Origin of the sequence: Sphingopyxis sp. BE235 (assembly GCF_031457175.1) — a bacterium.
In the GTDB taxonomy this organism is placed as follows: Bacteria; Pseudomonadota; Alphaproteobacteria; order Sphingomonadales; family Sphingomonadaceae; genus Sphingopyxis.
Genome location: NZ_JAVDWC010000003.1, coordinates 434,277 through 449,308 on the forward strand (window position 1 = coordinate 434,277; position 15,032 = coordinate 449,308).

The following is a 15,032-nucleotide window of genomic DNA, read 5'->3' on the forward strand; positions in this document are numbered from 1 at the left end:
TCGTGGTTCCTGCCTAAGGGCGTAATCGTTCAGCTCTGGTTGCTGTCTTCGGACAGCGCAGCCAGGCGGCGGGTCAATTCTTTATCCATGGCGGACAGCTTCTGCTGCCGCGCGAATCCTTCGTCGTCCATCGTGCGCTGGAAATCCGCGGTGGCTTCGGCAAGCCGCTCCCGGATTTCGGGCTGGGTCACCAGCACGCCGATATATTCGTCAAGGTCGCGAAGCGCCGTTTCCCGCGCCGCTGCGGCCTCTTCCTTGCTTTCCAGCCTGCGATTGAACGAGAAGTGCATTCCGTCGGCTCTGAGCAATGTCATCGCCCTATTATACACTTTCATTGGCTCCAATATGGCAAGCAACCCCTCGCAATCAAGCCCTTCCTGACGCATTGCGCTGTCAAGCATTACGCCGAGCAGTTCGGCGTCGCCTGAATCGCTCACTGGCAGCCGCGTCAGCGCCTCCTCGTTGCGCCTGAGCGCTTCGGGGTAACGCAGCAATCCGCCGATCAACGCCGCGACATAAGGCGCCGAAATCCCGGCCTGCCCGATGGAACGCGTCTCGTCGGCCGGAGGTTGCAATCGCGGGTCGGGACCAAAGCGGCGATTGCCGCCCCCGCGCGGCGGATTCGGCGTCCATGGCTGGCGCTGCGCGCGCTCGGGCTGCTTGCGCGCGAACAGCATATCGAGCCGCTCGCGGAACGCCTCGCGATAATGGTGGCGGACGTCGGCGTCCTCGATCGCATCGGCGTGCGCGAGGAGGCGCGTCTTGAGCGCGGCGCGTTCCTCGGGGGTCGCGAGCGGCCCCGCCGCGACCTCGTGCGCCCACAGGCGCTCGACGAGCGGCTGCGTTTCGCTCAGGATCGCGTTGAACCCCTCCGCACCGCGCGCACGCACAATATCATCGGGATCCTGCCCCGCCGGCAGCGTTGCGAAGGCAAGGCTGAAGCCGGGACGGAGCAGGGGCAGCGCGCGCATCGCGGCGCGCATCGCCGCCTTCTGCCCCGCGGCATCGCCGTCGAAACACAGCACCGGCACCGGCACCATCCGCCAGATCAGCCCAAGCTGCGCCTCGGTCAGCGCGGTGCCGAGCGGTGCGACGGCGTCGGCGATCCCCGCCTCGGCGAGCGCGATCACGTCCATATAGCCTTCGACGACGATGATCCGGTTCGTTTGCCGCGACGCCGGGCTCGCCTTGTCGAGATTATAGAGGACGCGGCCCTTGTCGAACAAAGGCGTGTCGGGCGAGTTCAGATATTTGGGCTCGCCATCGCCCAAAATGCGTCCGCCGAACGCGATCACGCGCCCGCGGGCGTCGCGGATCGGGATCATCAGGCGGCCGCGGAAACGGTCGTAGGGTTCCTTCTCCTCGACCGCGATCAGCATCCCCGATTCGACGAGTATCGCGGTCGGAAATTTCTTGAGCGCCTCTTTCAGCGCGCTGCGGCTGTCGGGCGCGAGGCCGAAACCGAAGGCTTTGCGCGTCGCTTCCGAAATGCCGCGCTTGGCCAGATATTCGCGCGCCGGGGCGCCGTTGCTGCTGCCAAGCTGCTGCGTGAACCAATCGGCCGCGCCCTGCACGACATCGCGCAGGCTCGCCGCCTCCTCGGCCTTTTTCGCGGCGCGCGGGTCGGCGGCGGGGACCTCCATCCCGGCTTCGGCGGCGAGTTCCTTTACCGCGTCCATAAACGACAGCCCGCGCTGGTCGGTCATCCAGCGGATCGCGTCGCCATGCGCGCTGCAACCGAAGCAGTGGTAGAAGCCCTTCTCGTCGTTGATCGTGAAGCTGGGCGTCTTCTCGTTATGGAAGGGGCAGCAGGCTTTGTATTCGCGGCCCGCACGCGTGACCTTCACCGTCCGCCCGATGAGGGTCGACAGCGTGATCCGCGATCGCAATTCGTCCAGCCATTGCGGGGTGAGGGTCACTTAGCTCCCCTCCCATTTATGGGAGGGGTCGGGGGAGGGCATGTTTCCAGAGCAGCCTCGATCTCGCTCACGACGCCCTCGATCCGGTCCAGCACATCATTGTTCCAGAACCGGATCACTCGATATCCCTGTGCTTCCAAATAGGCCGTGCGGGCTTGGTCTTTTTCTACATCAACCGCATGTTGCCCGCCATCGACTTCGATGACGAGTTTGACCGACCGCGAGACGAAATCGCAAATGAACGGGCCGATCGGAAATTGGCGATTGAAGCGGACACCGGCTATCTTGCGAGCGCTGAGCTGGGCCCAAAGCTTCCGTTCCGCGTCAGTGGCGTTCAGCCTCAGCTCGCGGGAGCGCATCGTCGGTCGTTTGTAGCCCTTGTCCAAACAGGCCCTCCCCCGACCCCTCCCGCAAGCGGGAGGGGAGAATATACGCTCGCGGCCGACCAGTCCCCCTCCCGCTTACGGGAGGGGTTAGGGGAGGGCGTGTCTCAGGAGAGCGCCGCCTTAACCCACCCGCTCGCCTTGCTCATGTCGAGCTGGCTCCCGAGCCGGTCCTTCACCGCGGCCATCACCTTGCCCATATCTTTCAGGCTCTCGGCGCCGAGTTCAACCACGATCGCCTTGATCGCGGCCATTGCTTCGTCGTCGGAGAGCTGCGCGGGCAGGAAATCCTCGATCACGGCGACCTCGGCCGCCTCGATGTCGGCGAGCTCCTGACGGCCGCCCTGTTCGAACATGGTGATCGATTCGCGGCGCTGCTTGACCATTTTCTGGAGCACGTCGGTGACGAGCACATCGTCGTCGGCCGGCGCGGTGCCGGTGCGTAGCTCGATGTCCTTGTCCTTGATCTTGGCCAGCATCAGCCGGATGGTGCCGAGCCGCGCCTTGTCGCCGCTTTTCATCGCGGCGACCTGCGCAGCCTTGATGTCGTCACGAATCATGCGTGTCCCCATGCGCTGCAAATTTCGGAAAGGCCCTCTCTAGCGAGAAGTTTCCTAATCCGATAGCTTGTGAATCACTTTTTTGGCGCCTACTTGGTCGGCCGTTTAGCCCCCCGTCCGGAGCATGTTGAATGGCACCAGCCAACCCCTCTGCCGCGCCCAAAAGCCAGCCATCTGGCGCGACTGGCGTCCTCGTCCTTGCCGATGGCACGATCCTGTGGGGCGTCGGCTATGGCGCGAGCGGTGCCGCCGTGGGCGAGATTTGTTTCAATACGTCGATGACGGGCTATCAGGAAATCCTGACCGATCCCTCTTATGCGGGTCAGATCGTCACCTTCACCTTCCCGCATATCGGCAATGTTGGTGCGAACCCCGAGGATATGGAACGCGGCGTGCATGGCGCGCTCGGCGCCATCACGCGCGAACTGCCGACGCAGCCCAGCAACTTCCGCAGTGTGCAGACCTTGCCCGAGTGGATGATCGAACAGGGCGTCATCGGGCTTGCGGGCATCGACACGCGCGCGCTGACGCGCCGCATCCGCGACGCGGGCGCGCCGAACGGCGTGATCGCGCACAGCCCCGACGGCAAGTTCGACATCGACGAGCTGCTCGCCATGGCGCGCGGCTGGGCAGGGCTCGAGGGCATGGACCTTGCGAAAACGGTCAGCCGCACCGACACCGGCGACTGGACCGGCGGCGCGTGGACGCTGGGGCATGGCTATGCGACCGAGGACGACGGCGAACGCCCGCATGTCGTCGCGATCGACTATGGCGCGAAGGACAATATATTCCGCAATCTCGTCAAAGCCGGCGCGCGCGTCACCGTGGTCCCCGCGACCGCGAGCCTCGACGAGGTGCTGGGGCACAAGCCCGCGGGCGTGTTCCTGTCGAACGGCCCCGGCGACCCCGCGGCGACGGGCGATTATGCGGTGCCGGTGATCCAGGGGCTGCTCGAGCGCGACGTGCCGATCTTCGGTATCTGCCTCGGCCACCAGATGCTGGGCATCGCGGCGGGCGCCAAGACCGTTAAGATGCATCAGGGCCACCGCGGCGCGAACCATCCGGTGCAGCGTGCCGAAGACGGCGTGGTCGAGATCACCAGCATGAACCACGGCTTCGCGGTCGACGCCTCGACGCTGCCCGCCGGCGTGGTCGAGACGCACAAGAGCCTGTTCGACGGATCGAACTGCGGCATCGCGATCACGGGCAAGAACGCATTCTCGGTGCAGTATCATCCCGAGGCGAGTCCGGGGCCGCAGGACAGCTTTTACCTGTTTGAGAAGTTCGTGGGCGGGCTGAAGTGAGGCTTATTGCTCCACTTTGCTTGCTTTTTCTCGCGGGGTGCGGGCCTGGAAGCACTTTTTCTTCCGAAGAAGAACTGCAAGCTCAGCTTGATCGAATTGAAGTCCAATGTGGCGGTCTCGATGGCTATCATTTGAAGGCTCTAAGCCCGACCGCCGCAAAAATCACCGTCGTCGGCCCAGTGCTGCTGCCACCACTCGACGAAGCAAAAGAAAAATGCGTCCGCGACGCGATAACGAAATTTGGAATTGAGCTCGTATAATGCCCAAAAGAACCGACATCCAATCCATCCTCGTCATCGGCGCCGGCCCGATCGTTATCGGTCAGGCGTGCGAGTTCGACTATTCGGGGACGCAGGCGATCAAGGCGTTGAAGGAGGAGGGCTATCGCATCGTCCTCGTCAACTCCAACCCCGCGACGATCATGACCGATCCCGACCTCGCCGACGCGACTTATGTGGAGCCGATCACGCCCGAGATCGTCGCGAAGATCATCGCGAAGGAGCGCCCCGACGCGGTGCTGCCGACGATGGGCGGACAGACCGCGCTCAACACCGCGCTGGCGTTGTTCAACGACGGGACGCTGGAGAAATATGGCGTCGAAATGATCGGCGCCGATGCGGAGGCGATCGACAAGGCCGAGGACCGGATCAAGTTCCGCGACGCGATGGACAAGATCGGGCTCGAAAGCGCGCGCTCGGGCATCGCGCACACGCTCGACGAGGCATTCGCGGTGCTCGAACGCACCGGCCTGCCGTCGATCATCCGCCCCAGCTTTACCATGGGCGGCACCGGCGGCGGCATCGCGTATAACCGCGAGGAGTTCGAGCATATCGTCCGCGGCGGCCTGATCGCCTCGCCGACCACCGAAGTCCTGATCGAGGAATCGCTCCTCGGCTGGAAAGAATATGAGATGGAGGTGGTGCGCGACCGCAAGGACAATTGCATCATCATCTGTTCGATCGAAAATGTCGATCCGATGGGCGTGCATACGGGCGATTCCATCACGGTCGCGCCGGCGCTGACGCTGACCGACAAGGAATATCAGATCATGCGCAACGCGAGCATCGCGGTGCTGCGCGAGATCGGGGTCGAGACGGGCGGGTCGAACGTCCAGTTCGCGGTGAATCCCAAGGACGGCCGCCTGATCGTGATCGAGATGAACCCGCGCGTGTCGCGCTCGTCGGCGCTCGCGTCGAAGGCGACGGGTTTCCCGATCGCCAAGGTCGCGGCGAAGCTCGCGGTCGGATACACGCTCGACGAAATCATGAACGACATCACCGGGGTCACCCCCGCGTCGTTCGAACCGACGATCGACTATGTCGTCACCAAGATCCCGCGCTTCGCCTTTGAAAAGTTCAAGGGCGCCGAGGCGACGCTGTCGACCGCGATGAAGTCGGTCGGCGAGGTGATGGCGATCGGCCGCACGATCCATGAGTCTTTGCAAAAGGCGCTGCGCGGGCTGGAGACGGGGCTTAGCGGCTTCAACTTCGTCGACCGCCTCAAGGGCGCGACGCACGACCAGCTCCGCAGCGAACTCGCGAAGCGCACCCCCGACCGGCTGCTCAACGCCGCGCAGGCGATCCGCGAAGGCCTGCCGCTCACCGAGATCAACCGCGTCGCGGGTTACGACATGTGGTTCCTCGAACGCATCGCCGAGATCGTCGCGGCCGAGGTGGACGTCTGCACCAACGGCCTGCCGCGCGATGCCGAAGCGCTGCGTAAATTGAAGGCGATGGGCTTCTCCGACAAGCGCCTGGCCTATCTCGCGCTCCAGTCGGCGAACCTCCATCCCGGCACGCGCCGCGCGACCGCGCGCGGCAGCGGGCTGATCCACGACGCGGTGAAGGCGATGACCGGCGGCGTTACCGAGGCCGAAGTGCGCGCGCTGCGCCACAAGCTCGGCGTGCGTCCGGTGTTCAAGACGATCGACACCTGCGCCGCCGAATTCGCTGCAAAGACGCCCTATCTTTATTCGACCTACGAAGCCCCGACCTTCGGCGAGCCCGAGTGCGAGGCGAACCCGAGCGACCGCAAAAAGGTCGTCATTCTCGGCGGTGGTCCGAACCGGATCGGGCAGGGGATCGAGTTCGACTATTGCTGCTGCCACGCCTGCTTCGCGCTCGAAGAGGCGGGTTACGAGACGATCATGATCAACTGCAACCCGGAGACGGTGTCGACCGACTATGACACATCGGACCGCCTCTATTTCGAGCCGCTGACCGCCGAGGACGTCCTCGAAATCCTCCACGTCGAAATGTCGAAGGGCGAACTCGTCGGGGTGATCGTCCAGTTCGGCGGGCAGACCCCGCTGAAGCTCGCGCAGGCGCTTTCGGACGCAGGTATCCCGATCCTCGGCACCTCGCCCGACGCGATCGACCTCGCCGAAGATCGCGAACGCTTCGCCGCGCTGGTCAACAAGCTCGGCCTGAAACAGCCCGAAAACGGCATCGCGCGCAGCCGCGAGGAAGCCGTCGCGGTCGCGGCGCGCATCGGTTATCCGGTGCTGACGCGCCCGAGCTATGTGCTTGGCGGCCGCGCGATGGAGATCGTCGACGATCAGGCGCAGCTCGAAAATTATATCGAGACCGCGGTGCAGGTGTCGGGCGACAGCCCCGTTCTGATCGACCGCTATCTGCGCGACGCGATCGAGGTCGACGTCGATGCTTTGTGCGACGGCACTGACGTCGTCGTCGCGGGCGTACTCCAGCATATCGAGGAAGCCGGCGTCCATTCGGGCGACAGCGCCTGCTCGATCCCGCCGTACAGCCTGTCGGCCGAAATCGTCGCCGAAATCGAGCGCCAGACCGAGGCGCTGGCGCGCGCGCTCGAAGTTCGCGGGCTGATGAACATCCAGTTCGCGGTCAAGGGCGACGAGGTTTATCTGATCGAGGTCAACCCGCGCGCCAGCCGCACGGTGCCCTTCGTTGCCAAGGCCGTCGGTTCGCCGATCGCGAAGATCGCGGCGCGCGTGATGGCGGGCGAAAAACTCGCCGACCTGCCGAAGATCAACCGCGACATCGCGCATGTCGCGGTGAAGGAAGCGGTCTTCCCCTTCGCGCGCTTCCCCGGCACCGATCCGGTGCTGTCGCCCGAAATGAAGTCCACCGGCGAAGTCATGGGAATCGACAGCAATTTCAACCTTGCCTTTGCCAAGGCGCAGCTCGGCGCGGGCGACCGCCTGCCGACCGAGGGCCGCGTCTTCGTGTCGGTCAAGGACAGCGACAAGCCGCGCATCATCGGCGCGGTGAAGCAGCTGACCGACTGGGGCTGGAAGGTGATCGCGACCGGCGGCACCGCCGACTATCTGATCGAGCAGGGCATCGAGGTCGAGCGCGTCAACAAGGTTGCCGAAGGCCGCCCGCATATCGTCGACCGGATCAAGGATGGCGACGTCCAGCTGATCTTCAACACGACCGAAGGCTGGCAGAGCCTGCAGGACTCGCAATCGATCCGCGCGTCGGCGTTGGCGGCCGATATCGCCTACTACACGACGGCTGCTGCGAGTGATGCATCGACGCAGGCGATCGGGGCGCTCCGCTCGCACTCTCTTGAAGTGAAGCCGCTTCAGGACTATTATTGAACCACCGCTCCACCCCCCGACATTGACGGATCAGCGGCGCAGCCGCCCGGCGAAACTTCGCTGGCGCTGGATTATTGACGAAGGACAACAGGATAATGGCAAGCGTTGAAAAGGTGCCGATGCTGGCAGAAGGCTATGAGAAGCTGAGCACGCAGCTCACCGCGCTCAAAGCCGAGCGACCGCTGATCGTCGATGCGATCGAGGAAGCGCGCGCGCATGGCGACCTTTCGGAAAATGCCGAATATCACGCCGCGAAGGAGCGTCAGGGCCAGGTCGAAGCGACGATCGGCGACCTCGAAGACAAGCTCTCGCGTGCGCAGGTGATCGACCCGACGATGCTGTCGGGCGACCGCATCGTGTTCGGCGCGACCGTCACGCTCGCCGACGAGGACGACAAGCCGGTGAAGTATCAGATCGTCGGTCAGGCCGAGGCGGACGCCAAGGATGGCAAGATCAGCTATAATTCGCCGCTCGGCCGTGCGCTGATCGGCCGCCGCGTCGACGACGAGATCGAAGTCACCGTGCCCGCGGGCGATAAATATTATCTGGTGAAGAAAATCGAATTCATCTGATGGGTTTTTGACGATGAAGCCGCACGAAGCGCCGCTGGTCACGGGCTACGCGCTCGTCTGTGTCATCGTCTTTGTCCTGCTGTCGATCACGGGATTTCAGGTCGACGCGATCGTGCGCGCGGGGTTTATCCCTGCGCGTTTCGGTAACGAGCTGATCCTTCCGCCGGGGACGATGGTGCCCTTCATCCTGACTCCGCTGACGTCGGCCCTGCTGCACGGCGGGGTGCTGCACATTGTCTTCAATGTCATCGTGCTGCTGTTCATCGGGCGCCAGCTCGAAGCGCCGCTCGGGGCGAAGGCGATGGCGGTGGTGCTGCTCGCCGGCGCTTATGGCGGCGCGCTCGCGCAATTTCTTTCCGACCCGCAGTCGGCGGTGCCGATGATCGGCGCCAGCGGCGCGATCTCGGCGCTGATCGCGGTGTACGCGCTGATCTTCAGCCGCTCGCAGGCGCCCGCGATCGGACCGATCCCGGGGCATTGGGTGCGCGCTTTATGGCTCGCCGCGGCGTGGATCGGGCTTCAGTTGCTGCTTGGTTTCGCCGGCGGCGGCGGTTTTGGCGCGGTCGCGATATGGGCGCATGTCGGCGGGTTCCTTGCCGGATTGCTGCTTGCGCGCCCGCTGCTCCGCTGGCGTTTCGGGGCGAGATAGCGGGTCCTAAAATTCCGCTCGCATCGAGCGAAGTCGAGATGCCTCTCGCTTGCGCTCGACCTCACGGTGTCTCGACTTCGCTCGACACGAACGGGTTAGAGGTTCCCCAGCAATCCGCCCGCCAGCAGCATCGCGACGCGTACATCGATCCCGCAGCCTTCGGCGCGCTTTGCCGCGACGAAATCGGCGACACTGTCCAGCGGGACACGGTGGACGATGATATCCTCCCCATCGACCCCGCCGCCTTCGCTTATCTTCGTCAATCCGGTCGCGATCAGCAAGGTGAAGCTTTCGCTGACCATGCCCGGCGAGCTGTAGAATTCGCCGACGACACGCCAATGGTCGGCGCGATAGCCGGTCTCTTCTTCGAGTTCGCGCTGCGCCGCGATCTCCGATGCCTCGCCGGCGGTGTCGTCGCCGACCAGCCCCGCGGGTAGCTCAAGGCAATTCACCTTCAGCGGCACGCGATATTGTTCGACCAATATGACGTGACGCCCGTCGCTATCCTCGTCGATCGCGAGGATCACCGCGGCGTGGATGCCGCGGGCGCGCGAGACATATTCCCACGTCCCCTGCTGCTTGACGGAGATAAAGCGGCCTTCCCATCGCGTCTCGATGGGGGCGTCGGGGGAGGGGCGGGTCATATCTGTCCTTATCGTCATTGTGACCCCGGCGAAGGCCGGGGGAAGCAATCCAGAGCGGCCTTGCACTGCTCTGGATTGCCACGGGCCTTCGGCCCTCGCAATGACGATGGGCTTAAATCTCGATCAGGCGGTCGGGAAGTTCGTTGGGATTTTCATCGCCCTTGGGGAAATGCTGCGCGAGCACGATGCCCATCTGGCGCACCGCCTCGGCCATGCCTTCGCCGGGCTTGCCGACGCGCACGCGCTCGATCAGCGCGGCCATCGCATTGCCCCAGATTTCGGGCGTGACCTTGGCGTCGATCGCTTCGTCGGCGACGATGTCGGCGCGATGCTCTTTCAGGCTGAGGTAGAGGAGGACGCCGGTGCGGCCGAGCGTCTTGGCCTCGGTCCCGACCTTGAACAGGTCGATCGCGCGGGCGCGGACGCGCTGCGCCTTGATCGCGCGCGGGGTCAGCGCCATCCGGAGCGGGCGCCACAGCAATATCAGCCACATGCCGATCCATTTGAGCACGCCCACGGCAATCACCGTTCCAAGCCACTGATTGGCGGTGAGATCGTGCCCCCAGCCGCCGGTCAGGCGGTCGTACACGCCGCGGTAGAATTCGGGGAACAGCGCGATCACCGACATCGCGATGAACGCGATGACGCTCGCCCAGACGAGCGCGACATCGTCATAATCGTTCGACTTCGCCGCAACGACAGTGACGATCTCGCCGCTGGTGTGCGCCTCGGCCGCGGCGACCGCCGCGGTCACGATGTCGTGATCGGCCTCGCTCACATGGCTGACTTTATGTGGCATATCCTGCGTCCCCTACCAGCCGCCCGAGGCGCCGCCGCCCCCGAAGGAGCCGCCGCCGCCCGAGAAGCCGCCAAAGCCGCCGCCCCCGCCGCCCCATGACGAACCGCCGCCACCGCCCCAGCCGCCGCCGCCCCAATGGTCGTCGTCGCCGCCGCCCCAGATGATGATCGGCGCATCCCATGGCCGGCCCTTGCCCCGCTTCTTGCCCCGCCGCCCGAGGCGCGAGAGCATCGGCAGGACGAAGAAGATCAGGATGATGAAGCCGACGAAGAAAAGTCCGCCGAAATTGCCGTCGTTGGCGCGGTCGCGTTCGGCGGAATCCGCTGCTTTCGCCCGTGCCGCGGCCTCCTCGGGCGGCAGCTGGATCTGCTGCGCGATCGCATTGACGCCGTCCTGGATGCCGCCGGGCATGTCGCCCGCCTTGAACTTGGGCGTCACAACGTCGCGGATGATCCGCCCCGACAGCGCGTCGGTCAGCACCGGTTCGAGCCCGAGGCCGACCGCGATATTCATCCGCCGCTCGTTCGGCGCGATCAGGAAAACGACGCCGTCGTCCTTCGCTTCGTCGCCGATCCCCCAGGCGCGGCCCAGCTTGTAGCCATATTCCGAAACATCATTGCCTTCGAGGTCGCTGACCGTCGCGACGACAAGCTGGTGCCCGGTCGTCTTCTCGAGTTCGAGGAGCTGCGTGTTGAGCGCCGCTTCCTTGCCGGCGGGGATGATGTCGGCTTGGTCGACGACCGGATTGCCCGCGAGCTTGGGAAAGGTCTGCGCAGCGGCGGGTCCCGCCAGTACCAGCAGCCCGGTCAGGGCCGCTGTTACCAGTGGACGCAAAAGGGCGGTCAGGGCCACCTTATTTGCCGAAATCGACCTTCGGCGCCTGGTTGGCGTTCGGCGTGATCGCCTTATAGGGGGTCATCGGCTGCGCGCCATGGACGATCTTGGCGCCGATGATGTCGGGGAAGGTGCGGATCGTCGTGTTATAATCCTGCACCGCGCCATTATAATCCTGAACCGACACGTTGATCCGGTTTTCGGTGCCCTCAAGCTGGGTCATCAGGTCGGCGAAGCGCGCCTGGCTCTTGAGGTCGGGGTAGGCTTCGACCGTGGCAAGAAGGCGGCCAAGCGCGCCGGACACATTGCCCTGCGCTTGCTGGAACGCCTGCACCTTCGCGGGATCTTCGAGGTCGTCGGTGCTGAGCTTGACCTGCGTCGCCGAGGCGCGCGCCTGGATCACGCCTTCGAGCGTCGACTGCTCGATCTGCGAGGCACCCTTGGCGGTTTCGACGAGATTGGGGATCAGGTCGGCGCGGCGCTGGTACGCGGCTTCGACATTCGCCCACTTGGCTTTGGCGGCTTCTTCCTTGGTGGGAACGCTGTTGATGCCGCAAGCGGACAGCGACATCGCGGCAACGGGCACGATCAACCAACGGGCGGAACGCAAAGTCATGGTCGGACACTCCCTCCGCGCGGCAGGGCGCCGCGCCAACTGGTTTAATATAGTAAGACGCTTCGCACCCCGCAATCATTGACGCGGATAATCGTGTCATGCAGTCTGGAATGACAGGCGCAGCGACCAAAGGGGTTGGTACATGATCAAGGATTTCAAGGCATTCCTGAACCAGGGCAATGTGATGGGGCTGGCCGTCGGTGTGATCATCGGCGCGGCGTTCGGGACGATCGTCAAGTCGCTGACCGACGATGTACTGATGCCCTTCATCGGCTTCGTCACCGGCGGCGGGGTCGATTTCACCAACCAGTATCTGGTGCTGTCGGGCGGCGACAAGGTGGCCGCGGGCATGACGCTGGCCGCGGCGAAGGCGACGGGCGCGAATGTGATGGCGCTCGGCAGCTTCGTCACCGCGGTGATCAATTTCATCCTGCTCGCCTTCGTGGTGTTCCTGCTGGTGCGGCAGGCGGCCAAATTCATCAAGCCGGCCGAGGAGGCGCCTGCCGGCCCGACCGAGATTGATATCCTTACCGAAATCCGCGACGAGCTGAGAAAGAAGGCGTGACCTATCCACGATGAATTGCACGCGCGCCCTTTCCATCGGCGCGCGGGCACCCTATATCACTCGTGCCGGTTTCGGCCGGCTATGGTGATAAATGGTGTCGTGGAATAGACACAGCGGACCCGGGGGCAGTACCCGGCGGCTCCACCACAAACCCGCGTTTCTTTGATGGGCGCGCGGGTTTCTGACGGGGCCGAACCAGGATCGACGTGTGTTCAAAGACGATATTTTTGCCCGGGCTGAGTAACCCGTTCAAGGCTCAAAACCAATAGGTGCTAACGATAACGAAGCACTCGCTCTGGCTGCCTAACCGATAAGCCTCACGGCCTAAGGTTAGACAAATAGAACGCGGTTCGGACCGAACCGGGCAACAGAATCGGATACCAGCGGCTGGGGACGAGCCGGGCAACAGAATCGTCCCACCTTATTCCCCAAATCAGTGCGCGCTTTCGCAGTGGTATGGTCGCCGAGCGCCTCGATCACGCGGCAATCGGCGGCAACACCCCCGCGGCAGCGCCCGACGATGCGCGTGAGCTCATCGCGAAGCAGCGTAAGCTGCGCGATCTTTTCCTCGACCTGTTCCAGATGCCGCGTAGCGATCCGGTCGGCCTCGCTGCAGTCGCGCGCCGGATCGTCCGACAGGTCGAGCAGCGACCGGATCTCCTCGATCGTGAATCCCAAATCGCGCGAATGGCGCACGAAGCTGAGCCGCGACCGGTGCGCATCGCCATAGCTGCGGTAATTCGCCGCGGTGCGATCCGGCGCGGGAAGCAGCCCGATGCGCTCGTAATAGCGGATGGTTTCGATATTGGTCCCGGTCGCCCGCGACAGTTCGCCGATTTTCATCGCTTGACCCTGTAGTTGCTACGGGGTGCATATAGGGTGCCGACTCGAAGATAACAGGAGCTTTCGACGTGGCCGATCAATGCTGTGCCGGCAAAAGCGGCAAGACCGCCCTCAATGACCCCACATGGCGGCGTATCCTTTGGATCGCGCTCATCATCAACGCCGCGATGTTCGGCGTCGAAATCGTCGCGGGCGTCGCGGCGGATTCGCGCGCGCTGCAGGCCGACGCGCTCGATTTCCTCGGCGACAGTGCCAATTATGCGATCAGCCTCGGCGTCGCGGGCATGGCGCTCGCGTGGCGCGCGCGCGCCGCGTTGCTGAAGGCGGGGACGATGCTCGTCTTTGGCCTGTGGGTGCTCGGGTCGGCGGTCTGGGGGTTCATTACCGGATCGGCGCCGCATGCCGAGACGATGGGGCTGATCGGCGCGCTCGCGCTCGCCGCCAATGTCGCGGTGGCGCTGATGCTCTATCGCTATCGCACCGGCGACGCGAACATGCGCTCGGTGTGGATCTGTTCGCGCAACGATGCGATCGGCAATATCGCGGTGATGGGCGCCGCGCTCGGCGTCTTCGGCACGGGGCGCAGCTGGCCCGACCTCGCCGTCGCCGCGATCATGGCCGTGCTCGCGATCTGGGGCAGCGTCGAGGTGTTCCGGCAGGCGCGCGGCGAACTCGCCACCACGCCTGCCTAGAACGCTACGCGAGGCTGTTGCCGAGGCCGATCACGACGGTCGAGGCCATGAGCACCGCGATCCCCAGCCACACCAGCGCGCGCGTGCGCTGGCCCGCGGGCGCCCATTCCTTGAGCGCGAAACCCCAGAGCGTCGAGAAAAGGATGATGCTCGCCATGTGCAGCGTCCAGCTCGAAAAGCCGAAGCGCCCCATCTGGCTTTCGCCCATCGTGTAGAAGAAGAACTGGAAATACCAGAGCGTGCCGCCGAGCGCGGCGAGGCCATAGTTGAGCGCGAGCGGCGGCCTTTCGGTCGCGCCGGGCGCGGCCTCGCCGGCGAACTGGCGCACGCTGCGGTTGCGCGCGATCAGGATCGCGCACCAGATGAGGTTGGTCGTCAGCCCGCCGAGCAGCACGACGCAGAGCACGGGCAGCCCCTGCCATAGCGGATCGGTCCCGGCCTTGAGCGTCAGCTCGCGGATCGGCGCGCCGGCGTCGAGTCCCCAAGCGAAACAGCCCGACATGATGCCCGAGAAGACCGCGATCGCGAGGCCTTTGCGCAGGTTGAACTCGGACTTGTCGGCCTCGGCGATCGTCGCGCCCATCTCGCGTTCCTTGCGCCGCCCCGCCTGCGCGACAATGACAATCCCTACAAGCGTGATCGCAATGCCGAGGAACACCGTCTGCCCGCTTCTCGTCGCGAACAGTTCGCCCAAGGTGCCGCGAAAGATCGGCGGCCCCATCGTGCCGATCACCGTCGTCAGTCCGAGCGCCACAGCCATGCCGAGCGAGAGGCCGAGGTAGCGCATCGTGAGCCCGAAGGTCAGCCCGCCAAGCCCCCACATCGCGCCCCAGAACCAGCACCAGAACCAGATATCGCCGGGCGTGCGGCTGAGCACGCCGATCAGGTCATGCGTCTGGATCGACGCGAACAGCCAGGGCGCGATGAGCCACGAAAAGATGCCGCCGGTGATCCAGAAAATCTCCCACGACCAGGCACGGATGCGCTTGTACGGCACATAGAAGCTCGCCGACGACAGCCCACCCAGCCAGTGAAAAAACACGCCAAGCAGCGGGTTCGCATCCATCCTTCT

At 64.6% G+C, this 15,032-nt stretch carries 15 protein-coding genes, 1 other RNA gene and 1 pseudogene; 8 read left to right on the forward strand and 9 right to left on the reverse strand.

What is annotated here, in order from left to right; all coding sequences use genetic code 11:
• Positions 1-29 precede the first annotated feature (29 nt).
• The 3 genes from dnaG to J2X38_RS15700 form a co-directional block, all read right to left on the reverse strand.
• A complete protein-coding gene (gene dnaG / locus J2X38_RS15690; RefSeq protein WP_310255321.1) occupies positions 30-1,919 on the reverse strand; it encodes a DNA primase in 1,890 nt (629 codons plus the stop codon).
• The gene (locus J2X38_RS15695; protein WP_310255322.1) at positions 1,916-2,305 is read right to left on the reverse strand and encodes an endonuclease domain-containing protein; all 390 of its coding nucleotides are present in this window, start codon (positions 2,303-2,305) and stop codon (positions 1,916-1,918) included. The genes dnaG and J2X38_RS15695 overlap by 4 nt, the downstream gene beginning before the upstream one ends.
• Positions 2,306-2,409: 104 nt before the next feature.
• Positions 2,410-2,862 carry a GatB/YqeY domain-containing protein gene (locus J2X38_RS15700; RefSeq protein ID WP_310255323.1) on the reverse strand — a complete coding sequence of 151 codons (453 nt, stop codon included), beginning with the start codon at positions 2,860-2,862 and terminating at the stop codon, positions 2,410-2,412.
• A 131-nt stretch (positions 2,863-2,993) separates the two neighbouring features.
• Here J2X38_RS15700 and carA point away from each other — a divergent pair, with 131 nt between their 5' ends.
• The 5 genes from carA (at position 2,994) to J2X38_RS15725 (ending at position 8,967) form a co-directional block, all read left to right on the forward strand.
• On the forward strand, positions 2,994-4,166 hold the full coding sequence (carA, locus tag J2X38_RS15705) for a glutamine-hydrolyzing carbamoyl-phosphate synthase small subunit (protein WP_310255324.1): 1,173 nt from the start codon (positions 2,994-2,996) through the stop codon (positions 4,164-4,166).
• Complete coding sequence (locus J2X38_RS15710; protein ID WP_156419628.1) at positions 4,163-4,426, forward strand: hypothetical protein; 264 nt, start codon at positions 4,163-4,165, stop codon at positions 4,424-4,426. Before carA ends, J2X38_RS15710 begins: the two co-directional genes overlap by 4 nt.
• Complete coding sequence (carB, locus tag J2X38_RS15715) at positions 4,426-7,746, forward strand: carbamoyl-phosphate synthase large subunit (RefSeq protein ID WP_310255325.1); 3,321 nt, start codon at positions 4,426-4,428, stop codon at positions 7,744-7,746. The genes J2X38_RS15710 and carB overlap by 1 nt, the downstream gene beginning before the upstream one ends.
• Positions 7,747-7,841: 95 nt before the next feature.
• Complete coding sequence (greA, locus tag J2X38_RS15720) at positions 7,842-8,318, forward strand: transcription elongation factor GreA (protein WP_310255326.1); 477 nt, start codon at positions 7,842-7,844, stop codon at positions 8,316-8,318.
• Positions 8,319-8,331: 13 nt separating this feature from the next.
• Positions 8,332-8,967, forward strand: a complete 636-nt coding sequence (locus J2X38_RS15725; RefSeq protein ID WP_058537224.1) for a rhomboid family intramembrane serine protease — start codon at positions 8,332-8,334, stop codon at positions 8,965-8,967.
• 95 nt (positions 8,968-9,062) lie between these two features.
• Here J2X38_RS15725 and J2X38_RS15730 read toward each other — a convergent pair whose 3' ends face one another.
• From J2X38_RS15730 to J2X38_RS15745, 4 genes are all read right to left on the reverse strand, one after another.
• Complete coding sequence (locus J2X38_RS15730) at positions 9,063-9,611, reverse strand: NUDIX hydrolase (RefSeq protein ID WP_058537223.1); 549 nt, start codon at positions 9,609-9,611, stop codon at positions 9,063-9,065.
• 112 nt (positions 9,612-9,723) lie between these two features.
• The gene (locus J2X38_RS15735) at positions 9,724-10,410 is read right to left on the reverse strand and encodes a hypothetical protein (RefSeq protein WP_310255327.1); all 687 of its coding nucleotides are present in this window, start codon (positions 10,408-10,410) and stop codon (positions 9,724-9,726) included.
• 12 nt (positions 10,411-10,422) lie between these two features.
• Positions 10,423-11,256: a TPM domain-containing protein gene (locus tag J2X38_RS15740; RefSeq protein WP_405053465.1), complete on the reverse strand. Its 834-nt coding sequence runs from the start codon at positions 11,254-11,256 to the stop codon at positions 10,423-10,425.
• Positions 11,257-11,263: 7 nt separating this feature from the next.
• Positions 11,264-11,860, reverse strand: coding sequence for a LemA family protein (locus J2X38_RS15745; RefSeq protein WP_058537221.1), 597 nt, complete (start codon positions 11,858-11,860; stop codon positions 11,264-11,266).
• 142 nt (positions 11,861-12,002) lie between these two features.
• Between J2X38_RS15745 and mscL the strand changes: the two genes are divergently transcribed.
• The gene (mscL, locus tag J2X38_RS15750; protein WP_310255329.1) at positions 12,003-12,425 is read left to right on the forward strand and encodes a large conductance mechanosensitive channel protein MscL; all 423 of its coding nucleotides are present in this window, start codon (positions 12,003-12,005) and stop codon (positions 12,423-12,425) included.
• Between the two features lie 25 nt (positions 12,426-12,450).
• Positions 12,451-12,807, forward strand: a transfer-messenger RNA (tmRNA) gene (gene ssrA, locus J2X38_RS15755).
• Positions 12,808-12,878: 71 nt separating this feature from the next.
• On the opposite strand, the pseudogene J2X38_RS15760 reads toward ssrA, so the two are convergent.
• Positions 12,879-13,268 (reverse strand): annotated as a pseudogene (locus tag J2X38_RS15760) (helix-turn-helix domain-containing protein); the annotation flags it as partial.
• A 68-nt stretch (positions 13,269-13,336) separates the two neighbouring features.
• Here J2X38_RS15760 and J2X38_RS15765 point away from each other — a divergent pair.
• The gene (locus J2X38_RS15765; protein ID WP_310255330.1) at positions 13,337-13,960 is read left to right on the forward strand and encodes a cation transporter; all 624 of its coding nucleotides are present in this window, start codon (positions 13,337-13,339) and stop codon (positions 13,958-13,960) included.
• Positions 13,961-13,964: 4 nt separating this feature from the next.
• On the opposite strand, the gene rhaT is transcribed toward J2X38_RS15765, so the two are convergent.
• Positions 13,965-15,026 (reverse strand): L-rhamnose/proton symporter RhaT, encoded by a 1,062-nt coding sequence (gene rhaT, locus J2X38_RS15770; RefSeq protein ID WP_310255331.1) that lies wholly within the window; start codon positions 15,024-15,026, stop codon positions 13,965-13,967.
• Positions 15,027-15,032: the final 6 nt, after the last annotated feature.